The sequence below is a fragment of the Nocardia sp. NPDC004168 genome (assembly GCF_040610355.1).
GTDB lineage: Bacteria > Actinomycetota > Actinomycetes > Mycobacteriales > Mycobacteriaceae > Nocardia > Nocardia sichangensis.
Map to the genome: position 1 here is coordinate 23,682 of NZ_JBEXME010000038.1, position 19,475 is coordinate 43,156.

Genomic DNA, 19,475 nt, shown 5'->3' on the forward strand with positions numbered 1-19,475 from the left:
CTGGTGATTCGGTTCAGACAAGTCCCGTCCCCCTCGTTCGGTAACCCGCAGCCAAATCATTGCATCCGCCCCAGGCCGCCAGACCCGAACCAGCCCGACATCCCCCGATTCTCCCCTTGGCCTCCCCCAAACAGGCGTTCCCGCAGAGCCACTTCGAGGCGGAAGGTAGCCACAGCATCCCGCGCCGAAGCGCTTTCAGGCTTTGCGGCGTCAGGTGCTCGTCTTCGATCGACTGGAGCAGGAGGCAAGGAATGCGATCCGTACACAGATATGCGACGGGTGGCGCGACGCACCAAACGCCACTCGTGCACGGCATACCGTCAGACACATTGATGTCGAGATGCCGTTTCTACAGGGAGATTTGCGGTCTGCCTGCGCGTGTACAGCCGCAACTCCGCCAGATCTTCATCCCCTCGGGCAGCGTCGGAGGAATCACCGTTCCAGCCGAACTCGGCGCTTCCATCAAAGTTCACATGCAGGGGCGCGGCATTCGGCCCGGCCCGATCGTCTCGCATCCCCGCTCCAAGCGGTGGACCTTCCTCGTCATACCGGATGTCCCCAACGACGACATGGCTCTGTTCGGCGAACTGTTCCGCCTCAACGCGTCCGTCGCCAGACTCGGCGCCCAAATCGCACTCCCATCGCCCGCCGACCGCCATGGATTTCGAGTGTGGGTGAACCCGCCACGTGACAGTTACCGCCCGTCAGGGCTGGCTGTAATCGAAGCCATCCGGGCATGTGCCCTGCCTCGTCGACGTCGAGCGCGATAGGCGAGAAGAAGCAACGATGACAGGGGACCGACTGACCATCGGCAGCTGGGTCAGCACGTATGAAGGCTGCCCCGTGAGAACCGTTGTCGATGAGCACCGCGATTACGTCACCTTCGTGTTCGGTACTTCGGGCAACGAATTCGAGCTGATGCTCGACCGCGTCACACTGGCCGAGGTGGTCCAGCTCGGCTCGAGAGCACTGGCTGAACCGATGTCCGCTCAGACGTGACCCAAAGATGACACCCACGGACGGAGAGACTCGAATAGCGGGATCGCATCTGGCCAGTCCCTCCTTAGGGCGACCGCCCGATAGTAGAGCCTGGTGCAGGTTATCGTCTTCGCCGTGCCTGCAGGCGTGGAGTCGGCTGCTAAGTAACTGCCCGACACCGCTTTTCCTGCGACATGAAGGTCGCCCTGCAGCACCGATCGAAGGGATGCCATGAAACTGTTCACCGCCGCCATAATCGCGACTACCCTGATCGCCGGAAGCAGCGTAGCGGCCGCCTACGCCGAAGCTCCGGCCGCTGCGATCTCCACTGTGACTACCGAGGCAGCCGCAGCGCCTGCCGCCATCCTGGTCACCGTCGACGCGACGGGTCAGCCGGTATCGATGTGCATGATGCCTTGGGACACCATGGAACTCCGCGCCGGTATCGGTGCCGCGATCGGTGCCCTCGCCGGACTGCCCATCTTCATCATCGGTGCCGTCCCCGCTGCGTTGGTCGGCGCCGGGTTCGGAGCACTGTCATGGTGGATCGCAGACCAGCAGCGGCACCGGATTCCCGGACCCTGCTGACAGTCCATAGGCAGCCTGGGAGCTGTCGCAGAATGACGAGAGGCCCCGGCAGTACGCCGGGCCTTCCATTTCAACTGGTTCTCAGTGTCCCTTCCTCCCCTTCACCAGGGCCAACAGAGCTCAAGTTCGAGGTGGTCTCGTCCACCGGGAACAGCCAGTTCCGTCCTATGAAAAGCTGTGTCCACGGGGCACTCTGACGCAGGAACCCCGTTAGGCAGTCGAGCTCGGGTGACCATGGCACACTCCATACATGGAGAGCGAGGTGGAGCGCGAGCTGCGTCAGATGATCTTCGATCACCTGACGCGACGAGTCGAGGAGCAGGGTTCGCTGACTCGCGAGGAGCTGACCGAGTTCGAGGTCGGCACCGAGACCTATCGGCTGATCGACCGCAACAAGGGAATCTGGAATCCTTCGCAATTCGCCGCCACCTTGTCGATTCTCTCGAAGCCCGACAGCCCCTACGACGATGAGGTGGTTGGCGATTCTCTCTATGCCTATGCATATCGAGATGGCAATATCCGAGGCGACAACACCAAGTTGAGGCGCGCGTACGAGCTAGCACTACCCATCATCCTGCTGCGATGGATCAAGATCGGTTCAGCGATCCGGTACGTCCCCGTATTTCCTGTCTACGTCGTTGCGGACGACCAGCCGGGTAAACGGTTCATCCTGGCGCTGGACGAGAGTCTGCGAGAAGTCAGCGATCCGTTACATCTCAAACCGATCGAGCGCGCCTACGTCCAACGCGTGACGAAGCAACGACTACACCAGCCGGAGTTCCGAGGTCGGGTTCTGCTGGCCTACGACAACCGCTGCGCGATGTGCAAGGTACGCCACGCGCAATTGCTGGACGCCGCCCACATCATCGGAGACGGCAAGGAACACGGCACGGCAGATGTCGACAATGGCCTGAGTCTTTGCAAAATCCACCACGCCGCCTACGACAGCAATCTGATTGGTATCTCTCCCAGATACCAAATCCACGTCGGCACACAGCTGATGCAGGACCCGGGCAAGGGTCCGATGTTACGTTACGGGTTACAAGCAATGGACGGTCAGCCACTAGCACTACCGCGGCGGCGGAAGGACTGGCCATCGGCAGAGCGACTCGAGGAACGGTTTGCCGAATTCAAGGAAGCTAGCTGACCAGGGCGGTCAAAGTATGACCTCTGAGGACTTCGCGTCAACGGTTGGCATCAACTTTCAGCGCTACACCGCCGCGCAGGCACGCGAACTCCGCGATGACGTCGAGCGCATCTTCCGAGAATCCTACGTTGACGCGATCGAGTCCGGTGAGGAGTTCGAATCGCCCGAAGCGTTCATGCACCGCTTCGACGCCTACACCGACCCCGCCCGCGCCGGTGCCTTCGAGCTGGTGATCGCCCGCCTCGACGGCGAACCCTGCGGCCAGGCATGGGGTTGGCCGCTCACTGCCAAGACCGCGTGGTGGGACGGACTGAAACTTGACGCGGGCGACCAAGCGTCCTTCACCGCCGAGAACGGCTCTCGCACATTCGCGTTCAGCGAGATCATGGTGCGCAAACAGTTCACGAGGAAGGGGATTGCGCGTGCCCTGCACGACGAGTTGCTCGAGGGTCGGCCGGAACAGCGCGCGACGCTGCTTATCCGACCGGATAACCGCCGGGCGTATGACAACTATCGCCGCTGGGGGTGGTATCGCGTCGGCACACTGCGCCCGGATTGGCCCGATGCGCCGCGATTCGATGTTCTGATGCGCGATCTTCAACAGGCTCACGTGGACCAGAAAGGTGCTGCTGCACGTTGAGGAAGAGCTGCGGCTCAGCGCTTCCATGCAGCGATTCGTGTCCGCCGTGGCCGAGCGGGGTCCGACTCACCCTGCCGGGACCGCGGCAATACGCCGGTGGCGCACCCACCCGCGGACACCGATGGCCAGCGGTATCAGGACGGTGAGAAACCCTGACACAGGCTCGAATACGAGGCCGAACGCGGTGAGAACAGCGATTGCGCCGAGGATCGGCGCTGGTACGTAGCCGCGGGTTCGCTCCGTCTCGATCACGGCGATGCCGAAGCCGACGGCGGCGACGCCGAACGCGGTGAACCAGAAGGCGAGTTCGGTCTGCTCTCGACCGGTTGCCCAGATGACAACACCGAGCGCGGTATGCGCCGATCCGATGAATGCGAGTAGGCCGCCGGTCAGCGGAAGCGCAATTTTTGAATCCATATTCTTAAACTCTGCCTTAGGCTGTCCCTCATGGCAAGACCCCGGCGATTCACCGATGACCAGGTTCTCGACGCCGCGCGCGACTTGCTCGCCGATCCGGCGACGACCCGGCCCACGATCGCCGCGATCAGCGCCGCCTCCGGCATCCACACCGGATCGATCTACGTGCGCTTCGCTTCCCGGGAAGAATTGCTCGCACGACTCTGGCTGCGCTCGATCCGGCGCTTCCAGATCGGAGTCGTCGCCGCGCTGGAGGGAGCCGACCCGCTGCTCACCGCCGCGATGCACCTGCCGCGATACTGCCGCGAGCATCCCACCGAAGCTCGGGCGATGAAGATGTTCCGGCGGGAGGAACTGCTCGAAGTGGGCTCTGCCGAGTTGCGCGCCGACATCGCAGGAGTCAACGACCGAATGAACGACGCGCTACGCGCTGCCGTCGCGGCGGAATTCGGCGAGGCCGACGAGCATCGCATGGCGATCGCGGTGGCTGCCGTCAAGGCGATTCCATACGGGCTCGTCCGCGAGTACATCGCGAACGCGGCGCCCATTCCGGACTGGGTCGACGACGTCATCGCCACCGCCACGGCCGCCGTTGTGCACAAGCTGCGCCCGACAGGCATCCGAGTGGGCGGCGACGCCGGTAGTGGCTGAGCCGGGCCTGATCTTCTCATCGTCAGCGCCAGGTCGACCATGCCCGTAGCCGACGGGAGGAAGCGGTTTCGGGACCAACGAGACGAGTCGGCCCCCGATTCGCTCGCCGACTGCGTCTGCTGACGCCGGTGCGGGTAGCAGAATAGCTCGGCCGGAGACGCGCCGATGCGATTCGACGTCCCTCAGCGAGCCGAGTCACGCAGGCAGCAACCGCGCGACGACTTCGCTCAACTGCTTGACGTTCTGGCACTCGTGCATCGTCACGCATTCCGCGTACACGTGGGCTGCGGAATCCCCCGTCGACCATGACCGAGACGGCTCGGGATTCAGCCAGTAGGTGTGCTTCGCCCGGTCGGTAATCGTCTGCACCGCAGCGAGATTCGGGTCCGTGCGGTTCGTGCGCCCGTCGCCGAGGATAAGAACGGACGTGCGCGGGCCGAGGGCATCGGCGTAGTTGTCGAGGAACCCTTGGAAGGCTTCCCCGTAGTTGGAACTGCCGAAGCGGGCGACCTTGGTGGAGCGGATGATTCGGGCGGCGGTGCCGGGGGTCGAAGGTTCGCCGGGGGTGAAGAAGTGGGTGATCTCGTCGCAGGTGTCGACGAAGCCGAAGCTGCGGACCTTGCTGAACTGGTCTTGCAGGGCCTGGATCAGCTGAAGGGTGAATTCGGCGAAGCCGGTGACCGAGCCGGAGATGTCGGCGAGGACGACCAGGTCGGGGCGGCCGTGTTTGCGGGCGCGCAGGACCGGGTCGATGGGGACGCCTCCGGTGGCCATGGAGCGGCGCAGGGTGCGGCGTAGGTCGATCTGGCCGCGCACGGCTTTGCGGCGGCGGACGGCGAGGCGGGTGGCGAGTTTGCGGGCCAAAGGGTGGACCAGGCGACGCATTTCGGCGAGGTCCTGTTCGCGTGCGCCGAGGAAATCGATCTGGTCGGTGCTGGATTCGACGCCGCGGCGGGCGATGTATTCGGTGCCGCGCAGCTGTGCCGAGCGCAGGCGGGCCTCGGTTTGGACGGCGGTGCGGAAAGCGGCGAGGCGGCGGTTGGCCTCGATGGTGTGGACGGTGGTGTCGAGCTGGGAGGAGCCGTTCATGCCCGCCACGACGCGATCGATGAGTTCGTCCGGGCGTAGGGCTTTCATGGTCAGGTAAGAGGACCAGCCCGCGCCGGATGCGGTGGTGATCGGCGCGGTGGACTGCCCGGCGCCCGCGCCGCCGTAGCCGCCGAGTTCGGTCAGTGCCTGGCGGGCCAGTTCGGCGACCGATTCCGAATCGTCCTGTGCCAGTGTGGAGACGAGCCGATCTCGCAGCGCTTCGATGGATTCGGGCGTCGACGGATCGACGGACTGTGGCTGTTGGGCGGTAAGGAAATACAGGTCGAAGAGTTGATCGAACACGGCGCGTTGACCATTGCGGCGCAGCAGGCAGGCGGCCATGCCGGAGCGCAAGCGATTGCGATCATCGATTCCGAGGGCGATCATCGCCTCAGCCGCGTCGATGGTTTCACTCGGCCCCGCGTTGATGCCGTGATCCCGCAGGAGTCCGACGAACTCGACGAGGCGATCGGTTATCGAGTCGGAGCCTCGGCGGCCCGTCTCGCCGAGGCGGTTTTCAGCGATGCTCATGCTCGACTCCGGCAACCTCGCGCCACAAGCAGCGCAATGATCCGCCCGGACGGTAAGTCCGGTTCGAGGGAGCAGACGCGCCGAGCCTCGGGGCGGGTTGGGTTGCGAACGGCAGGAGTGGCGCGAGCCCGAGGGGGCACTTCATCTCACCGTCCTCCTTGCTCGGCATCCAGATCGAGTCCGAGCCGCTCGATCGCCACGCGGTGGTCGGATTGATATTTCAACAGCACACCGAGCGTCGAGCGGACGACGCCACCGGATAGATTGCGCGCACCCAGAGCGACCAGCGTCTTCGCCCAATCGACGGTTTCGGCGATCGACGGCGCTTTGCGCAACGAGAGCTGGCGCAACGCACCGACCACGCGGACCACCGGCTCTCCCAGCGCCTCGTCCAGCTCCGGAACCTTCATCCGCACGATCGCCCGCTCCAATTCCGCCGTCGGGTAATCGATGTGCAGGTACAGGCAGCGCCGCTTGAGCGCTTCGGACAGCTCGCGGTTGGCATTGGAGGTCACGATCACGAACGGCTTGCGCACCGCGGTGACGGTGCCGAGTTCCGGGATGCTCACCTGGTAGTCGCCGAGCACCTCGAGCAGCAGGCCTTCCAACTCCACATCGGCTTTGTCGAGTTCATCGATGAGCAGCACCGTGGAGCGCGGGTTACGGATGGCGGCCAGTAGCGGGCGCGCGAGGAGGAACTCTTCGGTGAAGACGTGGTCGCGGGTGCTGTCCCAGCCTTCGTCGTCCGAGGCGGTGATGCGCAGCAGCTGCTTGGCGTGGTTCCACTCGTAGAGGGCGCGGGCCTCGTCGATGCCCTCGTAACACTGCAGCCGCACCAGGTCGGACGTGGTCGCCGCGGCGACGGCCTTGGCCAGCTCGGTCTTGCCGACGCCCGCCGGGCCTTCGATCAGCAGGGGCTTGCCGAGGTGGCCCGCGAGGAACACGGCGGTGGCGATATCGAGGGACGGGAGGTACCCGGCCTCGGTGAGACGCCCGGTCACCTCGTCCACCGACGCGAAGAACTTACTCATCGGTAACTAGTCTAGACCGGGCGCTTGGGCCTCAGCTCGGCGCAGGTATGCGGAAATGGCTCGGCTCGGCGTCCGACGGCACGGCGCTCGCCACGGTGAACGGCTCGACCAGCGAGCGCAGTTCGATGAGGTGCCGGGCGTGCGCGTCCAGCGCGCGATCCTCCTCGGAGACCGGCTCCCACCGCGGCACCGGCCGCGCTTTGCCCTCGCCGTCCAGCGCGACGACCACGGCGAGACCGTGCGCGGCGAGCGCGGGCTCGTCGGAGTGGGCGTCGGTGGAGGTCACATGCACGCTGACGTGCATGCTGCGCGGGCCGGTGTGGATCAGCCGCGCGGTGACCTCGACGACATGGCCGATGACGATCGGCCGGTAGAAGCGGATGCCGCCGAAGTACGAAGTGATGACCCGCTGCCCCGCCCAGTCCGCACCGCAGACATAGGCCGCCTCGTCGATCCATCGCATCGTGCGGCCGCCATGCACCTTGCCGCCCCAGTTGATGTCCGACGGCGCGGCCAGGAACCGCAGTGTGGCGCTCGGCGCGGTGCCCGCCGACGTGTACCGCTGCGCGGCCATCGCCTCCTCGATCAGCTTGCGCACCGAGACCCGGGCTCGCGCCTGGCGGTGCCGCTGCAATTCCAGCAGCGTGGCGGGATTCCATTGCGGCACTTCCACGGTGCGCCGGTCGTCGTCCACGGCGACGAAGATCGTCAGGCATTGCGCCGACTGCACCGGCTGCACCCGGGTGGGATCGGTCGAATAGACGGTGACCAGGATGTGCATGCTGGTGCGCCCGGTGTGGACCAGATTCGCATGCAATTCGACCAGCTCACCGATCGCGATCGGCCGGTCGAGATGGATATTGCCGACGTAGGCGGTGACGCAGTAGCGACCGCTCCACTGGGCCGCCGCCGCGTAGGCGACCTTGTCGATCCATTCCAGGAGTTTGCCGCCGTCGACCGATCCGACGATGCCCGCGTCGTCGGGCTTCACGAGAAATCGGTGGATCGCCTCGGGTCGGCGGCCGGCCGAGGTCGGGACGGTCACGGTGCGGTCGAGCTTTGTCGAGTGGGCCACGGTGCGGAATCCGTTCGGACAGGGAATCTCCGGGTGTACATTTCTCCGACCTCGTTGTCCGGGAGAACAGTAGGCCCCAACCGCCGTACGAGCGAGTAACCAGGCGGTCGCTACAACGGATGCCTTACCGCGCGGCGGCGGGAGAGCGATCCGGACGACGCGAAACGGACCAACGATCCGGCCCGCCTCAGACCGGGATCAGACGAACGATCGCATATCCGTTCGCCATGGCTCGCCGCAGATCGTCGCGATCGACCGTCCCGTCCGGCTCCAGTTCGATACCCGCGTAGCGCCCGTGGATCGGATTCGCCGACACCACCACCGGAGCGAGCGCGGCGAGACGGGCCTCGTCGGCGATCACTTCGGCTCTGGCACGAATCTCACTGCCGCGCAGCCGGACACGCACGGCTTCACCGTCGCGGAGATTGCGCCGCCATCCGGCCGTCGTGCCGACGAGCAGCGCTCCGTCATGGTCGGCATATCCGACCGGATTGGTGTACTCGCGCCCCGATTTCCGCCCGAGCACCGTGACCAGCAGCAACCTGCCGCTGAGCACCCGATGCAGCGGAGACCGGAGCAACGACCTTACGACCGCGTCCCCGGTGCGCTGGAATCGCGATGGGGGCCGCCGCACCGAAGCCTGGCTGGACATATCGGTCACCTCCGAGAGATTTACTGAGTATCTACTCAGAAAATACGACCGCGTCGGGCATACTGCAAGGGGTGACGAACGAAAGATCGGAGGATTCGTGACGGCATCCGGCCGGGTCGAAGGCCGCCGCCGTGGGCGTCCCTCGACGGGCGTCCGCGACGCGGTGATCGCCGCCGCGGAGCGAACCCTCGCCGAGGAGGGTGTGGCGCGGCTGTCCACGAAAGGGGTCGCCGACCGCGCCGGTGTCGCCGAGTCGAGCATCTTCTATCACTTCCGCGACCGGACCGGGCTTTTGCAGGCGGTGGTCCAACGGCATCTGCGACCGGTCAAGGACGTCCTCGGCGACATCGACGCGCACCGAGACCTGCGCGCCGATCTCGTCGCCCTGATGGAAGCGCTGGAAGATTTCTTCGTCGCCACGATCCCCGTAGCCGCCGCGATCCAATCCGACGCCGAACTACGCGCGCGCTACCTCGATCGCGCCCAGGAGGCGGACATCGATCCGCACCGCGCGGTGGACGCGATGCAGGCGCGGCTCGCGGCCGCGCAACCCTCCGCCCCGAGCGCCGTAAATCTGCGCGCGGCAGCGCTTCTGCTGGTGGGCGCGGCGCATCAGCGCGCGCTGCAACGCCACCTGAGCCCAGCGAGCGCGTTCACGTCACTGCCGTCGCCGACCGACATCGTGGACACGGTGCTGCCACTCTTCGGTTGATCCCGGGGTGCGGCGATAGGGGAACTCCCTAATACCGCGGTTCGATTTGCCCCGCAGGGGAGAAAACACCCGTGACCTTCGGCGGCGAGTGCGCAAGAGTGTAGCTATGCAGTCGCTGTCCCGTCGGTAAGCGCGACCGCGAAGCAGTGACCGTAGATCCAAGATCTGTCTGCGGGGGTGGGCCGTGGGCGGACACCGCAACGGGGGGATGGCGGGCGGAGACGCTCGCCGCAGAGTGAAAGGGATTTACGTTGTTCTCGTCAATCAGCGCACGCCGTATATTTCGTGTGGCCGTCGCCGGTGCGATCGCCGCGATTCCGTTGACCGCGCTGGCGATGCCCGCCTCCGCCACCCCGAGCACACCCGAGGTCGCTCCGGCTTACAACCAGTGCGCCTTCGGCCCGTTCCAGGACTGGAGTTGCAACAACAACGTCTTGATCGACAAACCGCACTACGGCGCACCACCTTATGGCCGCGGTCCTGGCTGGGGCCAGGGTGGTGGCTGGGGCGGCGGAGGCTGGAACCAGGGCTGGGGCGACGGAGGCTGGAACCAAGGCTGGGGCGGAGGCTGGAACCAAGGCTGGGGCGGAGGCTGGAACCAAGGCTGGGGCCAGGGCGGCGGCTGGGGTCAGGGCTTCCCGGGCACTGGCTCGTTCGGCAGCAGTTAGAAACTCCGCGAAAGACGCCGGTGGCCCGCTCCGGAACTCCGGAGCGGGCCACCGCGCGAATCGGCCTGGGTATCAGGCGGTCTCGGTGATCGGGCGATCGACCCAGCTCATCAGGCCGCGCAGCTTGGCGCCGGTGACCTCGATCGGGTGCTCGGCGTTCTTCTTGCGCAGCGCCTCGAGCTCCTTGTTGCCGCCCTCGACGTTGGCGACCAGACGCTTGACGAAGCTGCCGTCCTGGATGTCCTTGAGGATGTCCTGCATGCGCTTCTTGGTGTCGGCGTCGATGACCCGCGGGCCCGACAGGTAGCCACCGAACTCGGCGGTGTCGGAGACCGAGTAGTTCATCCGCGCGATGCCGCCCTCGTACATCAGGTCGACGATCAGCTTCAGCTCGTGCAGCACCTCGAAGTAGGCCATCTCCGGCGCGTAACCGGCCTCGACCATGACCTCGAAACCGGTCTTCACCAGTTCCTCGGTGCCGCCGCACAGCACGGCCTGCTCACCGAACAGGTCGGTCTCGGTCTCTTCCTTGAAGGTGGTCTTGATGACGCCCGCCCGGGTGCCGCCGATGCCCTTGGCGTAGGACAGCGCCAGCGCCTGGCCCTCGCCCTTCGGGTCCTGATCGATCGCGATCAGCGCCGGAACGCCCTTGCCGTCGACGAACTGACGACGCACCAGGTGGCCCGGGCCCTTCGGGGCGACCATGCCGATGGTGACGTTGGCGGGCGGCTTGATCAGGCCGAAGTGGATGTTGAGGCCGTGGCCGAAGAACAGCGCGTCGCCGTCCTTCAGGTTCGGCTCGATGTCGTTGGTGAAGATCGACGCCTGCGCGGTGTCGGGCGCGAGCACCATGATGACGTCCGCCCACTCCGAGACCTCGGCGGGCGTGCCGACGGTCAGGCCCGCCTCCTCGGCCTTCGGACGCGACTTCGAACCCTCGGCCAGACCGACGCGGACCTCGACGCCCGAGTCGCGCAGGCTCAGCGAGTGCGCGTGACCCTGGCTGCCGTAGCCGATGACAGCGACCTTGCGGCCCTGGATGATCGACAGGTCGGCATCGTCGTCGTAGAACATCTCGACTGCCACTGTGGTTCCTTCCGGGATCATCCCCGCGCGAGGCGGGGCACACCGGCTTGCGCCGGTGCGGATTTACGTTGTTCTGGATCGGATCACCCCCGCAGCCGCGGGAGGGGATCATTCCCGCGTGAGCGGGGAGGCGGCACGCCAACCGTCGATCGCAGAAAGACTAGCGTGTGGCCGCCGCTGTGCGGTCGGCCCCATCGGTATGCCGCTCGTCAGCTCATCGCGTGGCGGTGATGGACTTCGGTCCACGCCCCACCGCGACGACACCGGACTGCACGATCTCCCGGATGCCGTACGGTTCGAGCATCCGCAGCAGCGCGTCGAGCTTGGACCGGGTTCCGGTCGCCTCGACGGTGAGCGCGTCCGGCGACACGTCGATGACCTTCGCGCGGAACAGCCCCACGGCCTCGATCACCTGGGTCCGCACGCTGGCGTCGGCGCGCACCTTCACCAGGATCAGTTCGCGGGCCACCGAGCTGTCGGAATCCTGCTCCACGATCTTGATGACGTTCACCAGCTTGTTGAGCTGCTTGGTGACCTGCTCCAGCGGCAGGTCTTCGACGGTGACGACGATGGTCATGCGCGAGATCTCGGGGAGCTCGGTGCCACCGACCGCCAGCGACTCGATGTTGAAGCCGCGGCGGGAGAACAGCGCCGCGACCCGTGCCAGCACGCCCGGTTTGTCCTCGACGAGAACGCTGAGGGTATGCGTGGTACTCATCCGTTGTTCACCTTGTTCTGTTCGTGCGACATCGCCGTGTGGATGACCGCGGGCTCGGAGGCCTGCTCGTCGTCGTCGAACAGCGGGCGGATGCCGCGAGCGGCCATGATCTCGTCGTTGCTGGTGCCCGCGGCGACCATCGGCCACACCTGCGCGTCCTTGCCGACGATGAAGTCGATCACCACGGGACGGTCGTTGATGGACTGCGCCTCGCGGATCGCGGCCTCCACGTCCTCCTCGCGCTCCACGCGGATGCCGTGGCAGCCGAGGGCTTCGGCGAGCTTCACGAAGTCGGGGATGCGCAAGGTGTGCGTGCCAAGGTCGGTGTTGGAGTAACGCTCCTGGTAGAACAGCGTCTGCCACTGGCGCACCATGCCGAGGTTGCCGTTGTTGATCAGCGCGACCTTGATCGGGACGCCCTCGACGGCGCAGGTGGCCAGCTCCTGGTTGGTCATCTGGAAGCAGCCGTCACCGTCGACCGCCCACACCTCTTTGTCCGGCGCGCCCATCTTGGCGCCCATGGCCGCCGGGACGGCGTAGCCCATGGTGCCCAGGCCACCGGAGTTCAGCCAGGTGCGCGGCTTCTCGTACTTGATGAACTGGGCGGCCCACATCTGGTGCTGGCCGACGCCCGCGCAGTAGATCGCGTCGGGTCCGGCCAGGCGGCCGAGCGCCTCGATGACGAACTCCGGCGACAGCGAACCGTCCGCGGGCGGGGTCCAGCCCAGCGGGTAGGCGTCGCGCACGCCGTCGAGGTAGGTCCACCAGTCGGTCAGCGCCAGCGGCAGCGCGTCACCCGCGGACGGGTCGGCCTTCAGGGTCTCGATCAGCTCGATGATCACCTCGCGGCAGTCGCCCACGATCGGGACATCGGCGTGGCGGTTCTTGCCGATCTCGGCCGGGTCGATGTCGGCGTGGATGACCTTGGCGCCGGGCGCGAAGGAGTCCAGCTGACCGGTGACGCGGTCGTCGAACCGCGCGCCCAGGGTGATCAGCAGATCCGACCGCTGCAACGCGGCGACCGCGCCCACGGTGCCGTGCATGCCGGGCATGCCCATGTTCAGGCGGTGGCTGTCGGGGAACGCGCCGCGCGCCATCAGCGTGGTGACCACGGGGATGCCGGTGAGCTCGGCCAGTTGCAGCAGCTCGGCCGAGGCGTCGGCCTTGATCACGCCGCCGCCGACGTAGAGCACGGGAGCCTTGGCTTCCATGATCATCCGCGCGGCCTCGCGCACCTGCTTGCCGTGCGGCTTGGTGACCGGACGGTAGCCGGGCAGCCGCATCTCCGGCGGCCAGGTGAAGGTGGTCTGCGCCTGCAGCACGTCCTTCGGGATGTCGACCAGCACGGCGCCGGGACGGCCCGAGGCGGCGAGGTAGAACGCTTCCGCGATGATGCGCGGGATGTCGACGCCCTCGGTGATCAGGAAGTTGTGCTTGGTGATCGGCATGGTGATGCCGGAGATATCGGCTTCCTGGAACGCGTCGGTGCCGATCAGGCCGCGGCCGACCTGGCCGGTGATGGCGACGATCGGGACGGAGTCCATCTGCGCGTCGGCGATCGGGGTGACCAGGTTGGTCGCGCCGGGGCCGGATGTGGCCATACACACACCGACCTTGCCGGTCGCCTGGGCGTAACCGGTGGCGGCGTGGCCCGCGCCCTGCTCGTGGCGGACGAGCACATGACGCACCTTGGTGGAATCGAAAAGCGGGTCGTAGACGGGAAGGATCGCGCCGCCCGGAATGCCGAATACGGTGTCGACACCGAGCTCCTCGAGCGACCGGATGACCGACTGCGCGCCGGTGACCCGCTCGGGCGGGAGCTGGCGGCGGTTGGCCGCGGACGTCGCGTTGGCAGCGGGCGTGGCCTGCTGATTCGCCGAAGGCGCTGGCCTACGGGCCGAAGGCCCGGGCCGTGCGGTAGGTGCGCTCACCGTCTTCGTTCCTTACTGGTTGTGGTTCCGACCCCGGATGTTGTGTCAGCGGTGTCTTGCGCTTCGCCATGCCGGACATTAGTCCGAACATAAAAAAGCCCCCGACAGCGCAGGGCTGATCGAGGGTGGCGCGTCGCAACGCGAGCTGACGTATTCGACTCAGTGTGTCAGGCTCAACGCTGGACGCGCCGGCCGATTACGAGCAACTCGTTTCGATTCACGCGCACGACGTTAAGCGGGTGTGAACCGAAGAGTCAAACAGATGACCCCGTGTGTCCCATTATGTGGGAGAGTGCGGTTGCTTGTGTCCGTTCATCAGGATGCGAGGATGGTGGTGTGTCATCACCGCATCAGTCCGTGCCACCGTCTGAATCGTCCCACACACCCGCGGGGACGACGGATACGGGTGGCGCCTCGGACGCCCATGTGATCCGCATCCCACGGCTGGCGTTCCTGGGCGTATTCATCCTGCTGATGTGCGTGTTCTTCCCCTTCGTCGGCTGGCCCGCCGGACTGTGGTGGCTGCTGCTGATCCCCGTCGCGGTGCTGGCTTGGGTGCTGCGGACGCAGACCGGCGTCTCGGACGCGGGGCTGGATTTGCGGACGCTGTTCGGCTCCCGCCACCTCGACTGGGCACAGGTGAAGGGTGTGCGAATCCCGAAGCGTGGATACGTGCGCGCCGACCTGACCGACGGCAGCGAAGTGAAGTTGCCCGCGGTGAGTTATGACCGGCTGCGCGATCTGGCCGCTTTCTCCGGCGGACGGATTCCGGACCCGTTCGCGGAGCCGAGGGAACCCGCGACGGGAGAGTCCCCCGCCGAACCCTCGGACGCGAGTAGCGGGACCTCGAATACCGAGGGCGATCCGGCGACCAATGGCTTGGCGAAGTCCGGTGAGAACGCCGAAGAAGGCACGCGACGCGACAGCGCGACGTAGCGAGTTCGGTCACACCGACCGACGCTCCAGTTGCCCGGCTCGAGCCCCATCGCGCCGAAGCGGAACATTCGCCGCCGTTGGGAGGTTGCGGTCGAGTGATGGGATGATTTCCCCGGAGCACTGATCCTCCTCGTCCCCACCCCGACGTTCCGGTACCTCCGGCGTCACCGTCGTCGCCCGCGACACCACGCACCGGCGACACACCCGACCCGGCCGACCGCGATGAGACGCCACACCACCCAGCAGGTGGGCACGCCCACCGGGAGTAACGTGGTGCTCCGCCGAGCACGCTCTGCGCCGTCGCACGTCAGCCCCCGCGACCCGAGGACCATCGAAATGCCACCGCTTCGTTCACGAACCACGACCATCGGCCGCAATGCCGCAGGCGCACGCGCACTCTGGCGCGCCACCGGCATGACCGACACCGACTTCGGCAAGCCGATCGTCGCCATCGCGAACTCCTACACCCAGTTCGTCCCCGGCCATGTGCATCTGAAGAACGTCGGCGAGATCGTGGCCGACGCGGTGCGCGCCGCCGGTGGCGTGCCGCGCGAATTCCACACCATCGCCGTCGACGACGGCATCGCCATGGGTCACGGCGGCATGCTCTACTCGCTGCCCTCGCGCGAGATCATCGCCGACTCCGTCGAGTACATGGTGAACGCGCACACCGCCGACGCGCTGGTCTGCATCTCCAACTGCGACAAGATCACCCCGGGCATGCTCAATGCGGCCATGCGGCTGAACATTCCGGCGGTGTTCGTCTCCGGCGGCCCGATGGAAGCGGGCAAGGCCGTCGTCGTCGGCGGGGTCGCGCAGGCGCCGACCGACCTGATCACCGCGATCTCCGCGAGCGCGAATCAGGCGGTGTCGGAGGAGGGTCTGTCCGAGGTCGAGCGCTCCGCGTGCCCGACCTGCGGTTCCTGCTCCGGCATGTTCACCGCGAACTCGATGAACTGCCTCACCGAGGCACTGGGTCTGGCGCTGCCCGGCAACGGCTCCACCCTCGCTACGCACGCCGCGCGCCGGGCGCTGTTCGAGCGGGCGGGCACCGTGGTGGTGGACATCGCCAACCGCTGGTACCGCGAGGACGACGCGTCCGTGCTGCCGCGCAACGTCGCCGACGCCAAGGCTTTCCGCAACGCGATGGCGCTGGACGTGGCGATGGGCGGTTCGACCAACACCGTGCTGCACACGCTCGCCGCCGCGCAGGAAGGCGAGGTCGACTTCGATCTGCACACCATCGAGGAGATCAGCCGCCGGGTGCCCACGCTGTCGAAGGTGTCGCCCAACTCCGACTACCACATGGAGGACGTGCACCGCGCGGGCGGCATCCCCGCGATCCTCGGCGAGCTGCGCCGGGCGGGCCTGCTGGAGACCGACGTCACCACGGTGCACACCGCGAGCCTCGACGAATGGCTCGACACCTGGGACATCCGCTCGGGCAAGGCCTCTCAGGAAGCCATCGAACTCTTCCACGCCGCCCCGGGCGGGGTGCGCACCACCGAGCCGTTCTCCACCGACAACCGCTGGTCGTCGCTGGACACCGACGCCGAGGGCGGCTGCATCCGCGACCTCGAGCACGCCTACACCAAGGAAGGCGGCCTGGTCGTGCTGCGCGGCAACATCGCGCCCGACGGCGCGGTGCTCAAGACCGCGGGCATCGACGAGGAGTTGTTCTCCTTCCAGGGCCCCGCGGTGGTGGTGGACTCGCAGGAGGAGGCCGTGTCGGTCATCCTCGGCAAGAAGATCAAGCCGGGCGACGTGATCGTGGTCCGCTACGAAGGGCCCGCGGGCGGCCCCGGCATGCAGGAGATGCTGCACCCGACCGCCTTCCTGAAAGGCTCCGGCCTCGGCAAGGAGTGCGCGCTGATCACCGACGGCCGCTTCTCCGGCGGCACTTCGGGCCTGTCGATCGGGCACATCTCCCCCGAGGCGGCCAGCGGCGGTGTCATCGGCCTGATCGAGAACGGCGACCAGATCCGCATCGACGTGACCACCCGCACGCTCGAGGTCCTCGTCGACGATGCGGCGCTCGCCGAGCGCCGCGCGAAGATGGAAGCCTCCGAACGGCCGTGGCAGCCGGTCAACCGCGATCGTCCGGTGACGACCGCGCTGCGGGCGTACGCCGCGATGGCGACCTCGGCCGACAAAGGCGCTGTCCGCCACGTGCCCTAGGCTTCCCGCCTCTCCGGGTCTCGAGGCCGTACGAGTTCGGTGCGACAGGACCTGGTCTCAGGTCCTGCGTCAGGTGGGTCACGGATTTTGGGCGTACCCGGCGAGTTACCCATGTCCATACGAAATCAGTTGTCACGGGCAGCCTCAGGTGGTCGAACGACGGAGGCCCTTCATCCCGTTACGGGATGAAGGGCCTCTTGTTCGTCCTGATCAGTCGAAGGGGCCGATGCCCGTCAGTGGGTTGCCGCCGTGCAGGTACCAGTACGCGCCGACCGCGGCCGCCACAGCGAGAAGCAGGATGACGAAGGAGCCGGAGGCGGGGCGGATGGCCCAGCCACGGTTGCGGTCGAAGGACAGGCGACCGGGGCCGGTCAGGATAATGACGGCCGAGACGCCCGCGAGGACGCTCTCGTATTCCACCGCTCCCGGACCGGCTTTGTACTGGAACCCGGGGGCCATGCCCTGCTTCCAGGCCCAGGCGTCCAGGATGACCGCGAGCACCGCACCGGCCGCCAGCGGAGTCAGCAGGCCGAGGATCAGCAGCGCACCGCCGCCGACCTCGCCCGCTGTCACCAGGAGGGCGGACACGCTCGGGTGGTCCCAGCCGCCGCGCTCCATCATGTCGCGGGTGCCGTCCAGGCCGGGGCCGTGGAACCAGCCGGTCAGCTTCTGCAGGCCGTGGTAGAGGAAAGTGGCGCCGACGACCAAGCGGAGCAGCAACAATCCGAGATCGAGCGTGCCGCGGCGGACCTCGCCGTTGCGGCGACGTAGACGCGCGGTGTCGCTCGGCGGGGCCGGGGCGGGTGGGATGCTGGCGTAGTCGTAGGTGGGCGCCGCTGTCGCGCCCGCAGCGGTTCTGTTCGCGCCGGTGGTGGGGACCTCGGGCTCGAGCCCGAGTTCTTCCTCGGTGCGCGGGACGTCCTTGGACAGCTGCGGCCGCTGGGCCGGATCCACCCGCTCGAACTGCTCGGTCGGCGAATCGTACGGGCTGGTCACTCCCCGACCGGTGGACGACACCGCCGCCTGCTCGGCCGTGGAAGGAGCGGCGTTCCCGGCCTCGGATTCGGGCGTGTCTTTCGGCTTGTCGGTCACGGCCAATACCCTATGCCGCACCGCACCGGGGCGGGCAAGTACAGCGCGGCGTGTCAGTGCGCGCGCGACACCCCCACCCGGAAGGGCGCGGGCGACGGAATTTCCGTAACGTCTGGGCTATGAGTTTGGTTGTCGTGGGCCGCGTCGCGGCGAGCTTGGCGCTCGGCTCCGTCCTGCTGGTCGGATGCGCCCGGTTCGACGATTCGGCGTCCAGTCCGTTCACCCCGGAACCGACCCTGCACGGAGCCAACATCGATCCGAAGAAACCGAGCCAGTCGCCCACCTCGACCACCCGGCCGAGCGGCCCGTGCATCGATCCCGACCCCGCGGTGGTGGCCACCTGCCTGGACACCACCGGCGGCTTGGTCGCGCTTCCCGACGGCGCGCTGGTCGCCGAGCGCAGGACCGGGCGGATCCTGAAGGTGGTGCCCGACCAGCCGCCGGTCGAGATCGCCCGCCTGGACGTGGACGGCTCCGGCGACGGCGGCCTCAGCGACATCGCGCTGTCCCCGACCTACAACGAAGACGGCCTGATGTACGCGTACATCACCACCGGCAGCGACAACCGGGTGGTCCGCATCGCCGAAGGCGGCTCACCGAAGGACGTGCTCACCGGAATCCCGAAGGGCTCCAGCGGAAATCACGGCGCGATCGAATTCGCCTCGTCCGACCAGATGCTCGTGCTGACCGGCGACGCGGGCAATCCCGGCGCGGCCGCCTCGGCCGGCTCCCTCGCGGGCAAGCTGCTGCGCGTGAACTCCCCGGTGCCCGGCCGCACACTCACGCCGGAAGTCGCCGTCTCGGGCATCGGGACCGCCGGGGACGTGTGCCGGGACAGCAAGGACAGCATCTGGATCACCGACCGCACCGCCGCCGAGGACCGGCTGCAGCGACTCGGCGGCGATGGCGTGGTCACCACCATGTGGACCTGGCCGGATCGGCCCGGCGTCGCCGGGTGCGCCGCCGCCTCGGACGGTGTCGCGATCTCGATGACCCGCGCGAAGGCCCTCGCCATCGCCGCCGCCGACCCCACCACCCACGCGGTCACCGCGACGCCGACGCTGACCGCGCAGGACAAGTACGGGCAACTCGGCGGCGCGGCGGTCGGCGCCGACGGAACCATCTGGGTGACCACGGTGAACAAGACCGACGGCCAGCCGGGACCGTTCGACGACCGCGTCGTCCGCATCCCGCCCCCGCAGGCCGGAGGCGGCGGACCAGACTGAGTTGTCGGCCGCGCGGGCGCGGCGTGTGCTGTGTTGATTTTTCCAGCGCCTGCGGCGCTGGGTGTTCGCGGCCCTCTTATGGCTCGCGTCCGAGCGACCGCCGCTGGCGACTTCGTCGCGGACGCGGCG

20 protein-coding genes are annotated in these 19,475 nt (G+C 67.2%); 10 read left to right on the plus strand and 10 right to left on the minus strand.

The features are described from left to right. Positions 1–320: 320 nt before the first annotated feature. Complete coding sequence (locus ABZW96_RS34330) at positions 321–659, minus strand: hypothetical protein (RefSeq protein WP_355080610.1); 339 nt, start codon at positions 657–659, stop codon at positions 321–323. 127 nt (positions 660–786) lie between these two features. On the opposite strand from ABZW96_RS34330, the gene ABZW96_RS34335 reads away from it, so the two are divergent. The 4 genes from ABZW96_RS34335 to ABZW96_RS34350 all read left to right on the plus strand — a co-directional run bounded on the left by ABZW96_RS34335 (position 787) and on the right by ABZW96_RS34350 (position 3,353). After that, positions 787–999 carry a hypothetical protein gene (locus tag ABZW96_RS34335; protein ID WP_355080612.1) on the plus strand — a complete coding sequence of 71 codons (213 nt, stop codon included), beginning with the start codon at positions 787–789 and terminating at the stop codon, positions 997–999. A 210-nt stretch (positions 1,000–1,209) separates the two neighbouring features. After that, positions 1,210–1,566, plus strand: a complete 357-nt coding sequence (locus ABZW96_RS34340; protein WP_355080614.1) for a hypothetical protein — start codon at positions 1,210–1,212, stop codon at positions 1,564–1,566. Between the two features lie 250 nt (positions 1,567–1,816). Then, a complete protein-coding gene (locus ABZW96_RS34345) occupies positions 1,817–2,713 on the plus strand; it encodes an HNH endonuclease (RefSeq protein ID WP_355080616.1) in 897 nt (298 codons plus the stop codon). A 16-nt stretch (positions 2,714–2,729) separates the two neighbouring features. Then, entirely contained in the window at positions 2,730–3,353 is a 624-nt protein-coding gene (locus ABZW96_RS34350) for a GNAT family N-acetyltransferase (RefSeq protein ID WP_355080617.1), read from the plus strand. Between the two features lie 66 nt (positions 3,354–3,419). Here ABZW96_RS34350 and ABZW96_RS34355 read toward each other — a convergent pair whose 3' ends face one another. After that, positions 3,420–3,770: a DUF6463 family protein gene (locus ABZW96_RS34355; RefSeq protein ID WP_355080618.1), complete on the minus strand. Its 351-nt coding sequence runs from the start codon at positions 3,768–3,770 to the stop codon at positions 3,420–3,422. A 30-nt stretch (positions 3,771–3,800) separates the two neighbouring features. On the opposite strand from ABZW96_RS34355, the gene ABZW96_RS34360 reads away from it, so the two are divergent. Beyond that, positions 3,801–4,421, plus strand: coding sequence for a TetR/AcrR family transcriptional regulator (locus ABZW96_RS34360; RefSeq protein ID WP_355080619.1), 621 nt, complete (start codon positions 3,801–3,803; stop codon positions 4,419–4,421). A gap of 195 nt (positions 4,422–4,616) precedes the next feature. On the opposite strand, the gene ABZW96_RS34365 is transcribed toward ABZW96_RS34360, so the two are convergent. From ABZW96_RS34365 to ABZW96_RS34380, 4 genes are all read right to left on the minus strand, one after another. Continuing rightward, complete coding sequence (locus tag ABZW96_RS34365) at positions 4,617–6,041, minus strand: VWA domain-containing protein (protein ID WP_355080621.1); 1,425 nt, start codon at positions 6,039–6,041, stop codon at positions 4,617–4,619. 146 nt (positions 6,042–6,187) lie between these two features. Then, on the minus strand, positions 6,188–7,072 hold the full coding sequence (locus ABZW96_RS34370; RefSeq protein ID WP_195042272.1) for a MoxR family ATPase: 885 nt from the start codon (positions 7,070–7,072) through the stop codon (positions 6,188–6,190). Between the two features lie 31 nt (positions 7,073–7,103). After that, entirely contained in the window at positions 7,104–8,147 is a 1,044-nt protein-coding gene (locus ABZW96_RS34375) for an acyl-CoA thioesterase (protein ID WP_355080623.1), read from the minus strand. Positions 8,148–8,334: 187 nt separating this feature from the next. Beyond that, positions 8,335–8,799, minus strand: coding sequence for a nitroreductase family deazaflavin-dependent oxidoreductase (locus ABZW96_RS34380; RefSeq protein ID WP_355080625.1), 465 nt, complete (start codon positions 8,797–8,799; stop codon positions 8,335–8,337). A gap of 97 nt (positions 8,800–8,896) precedes the next feature. Between ABZW96_RS34380 and ABZW96_RS34385 the strand changes: the two genes are divergently transcribed. Then, on the plus strand, positions 8,897–9,511 hold the full coding sequence (locus tag ABZW96_RS34385; RefSeq protein ID WP_355080627.1) for a helix-turn-helix domain-containing protein: 615 nt from the start codon (positions 8,897–8,899) through the stop codon (positions 9,509–9,511). A 251-nt stretch (positions 9,512–9,762) separates the two neighbouring features. Beyond that, positions 9,763–10,179: a hypothetical protein gene (locus ABZW96_RS34390; protein ID WP_355080629.1), complete on the plus strand. Its 417-nt coding sequence runs from the start codon at positions 9,763–9,765 to the stop codon at positions 10,177–10,179. 72 nt (positions 10,180–10,251) lie between these two features. On the opposite strand, the gene ilvC is transcribed toward ABZW96_RS34390, so the two are convergent. The 3 genes from ilvC to ABZW96_RS34405 all read right to left on the minus strand — a co-directional run bounded on the left by ilvC (position 10,252) and on the right by ABZW96_RS34405 (position 13,914). Next, positions 10,252–11,253 (minus strand): ketol-acid reductoisomerase, encoded by a 1,002-nt coding sequence (ilvC, locus tag ABZW96_RS34395; protein ID WP_174372187.1) that lies wholly within the window; start codon positions 11,251–11,253, stop codon positions 10,252–10,254. A 226-nt stretch (positions 11,254–11,479) separates the two neighbouring features. Continuing rightward, a complete protein-coding gene (gene ilvN, locus ABZW96_RS34400; RefSeq protein ID WP_039799659.1) occupies positions 11,480–11,983 on the minus strand; it encodes an acetolactate synthase small subunit in 504 nt (167 codons plus the stop codon). Continuing rightward, entirely contained in the window at positions 11,980–13,914 is a 1,935-nt protein-coding gene (locus ABZW96_RS34405; RefSeq protein ID WP_355080631.1) for an acetolactate synthase large subunit, read from the minus strand. Before ABZW96_RS34405 ends, ilvN begins: the two co-directional genes overlap by 4 nt. Positions 13,915–14,340: 426 nt before the next feature. Between ABZW96_RS34405 and ABZW96_RS34410 the strand changes: the two genes are divergently transcribed. Together ABZW96_RS34410 and ilvD are read left to right on the plus strand one after the other, a co-directional pair. After that, on the plus strand, positions 14,341–14,850 hold the full coding sequence (locus ABZW96_RS34410) for a PH domain-containing protein (protein ID WP_355080632.1): 510 nt from the start codon (positions 14,341–14,343) through the stop codon (positions 14,848–14,850). 336 nt (positions 14,851–15,186) lie between these two features. Beyond that, positions 15,187–17,028: a dihydroxy-acid dehydratase gene (ilvD, locus tag ABZW96_RS34415; protein ID WP_355080634.1), complete on the plus strand. Its 1,842-nt coding sequence runs from the start codon at positions 15,187–15,189 to the stop codon at positions 17,026–17,028. A 210-nt stretch (positions 17,029–17,238) separates the two neighbouring features. Here ilvD and ABZW96_RS34420 read toward each other — a convergent pair whose 3' ends face one another. Next, positions 17,239–18,120 (minus strand): DoxX family protein, encoded by an 882-nt coding sequence (locus ABZW96_RS34420; protein WP_355080636.1) that lies wholly within the window; start codon positions 18,118–18,120, stop codon positions 17,239–17,241. 119 nt (positions 18,121–18,239) lie between these two features. Between ABZW96_RS34420 and ABZW96_RS34425 the strand changes: the two genes are divergently transcribed. Next, positions 18,240–19,346 (plus strand): PQQ-dependent sugar dehydrogenase, encoded by a 1,107-nt coding sequence (locus ABZW96_RS34425; protein WP_355080638.1) that lies wholly within the window; start codon positions 18,240–18,242, stop codon positions 19,344–19,346. Positions 19,347–19,475: the final 129 nt, after the last annotated feature.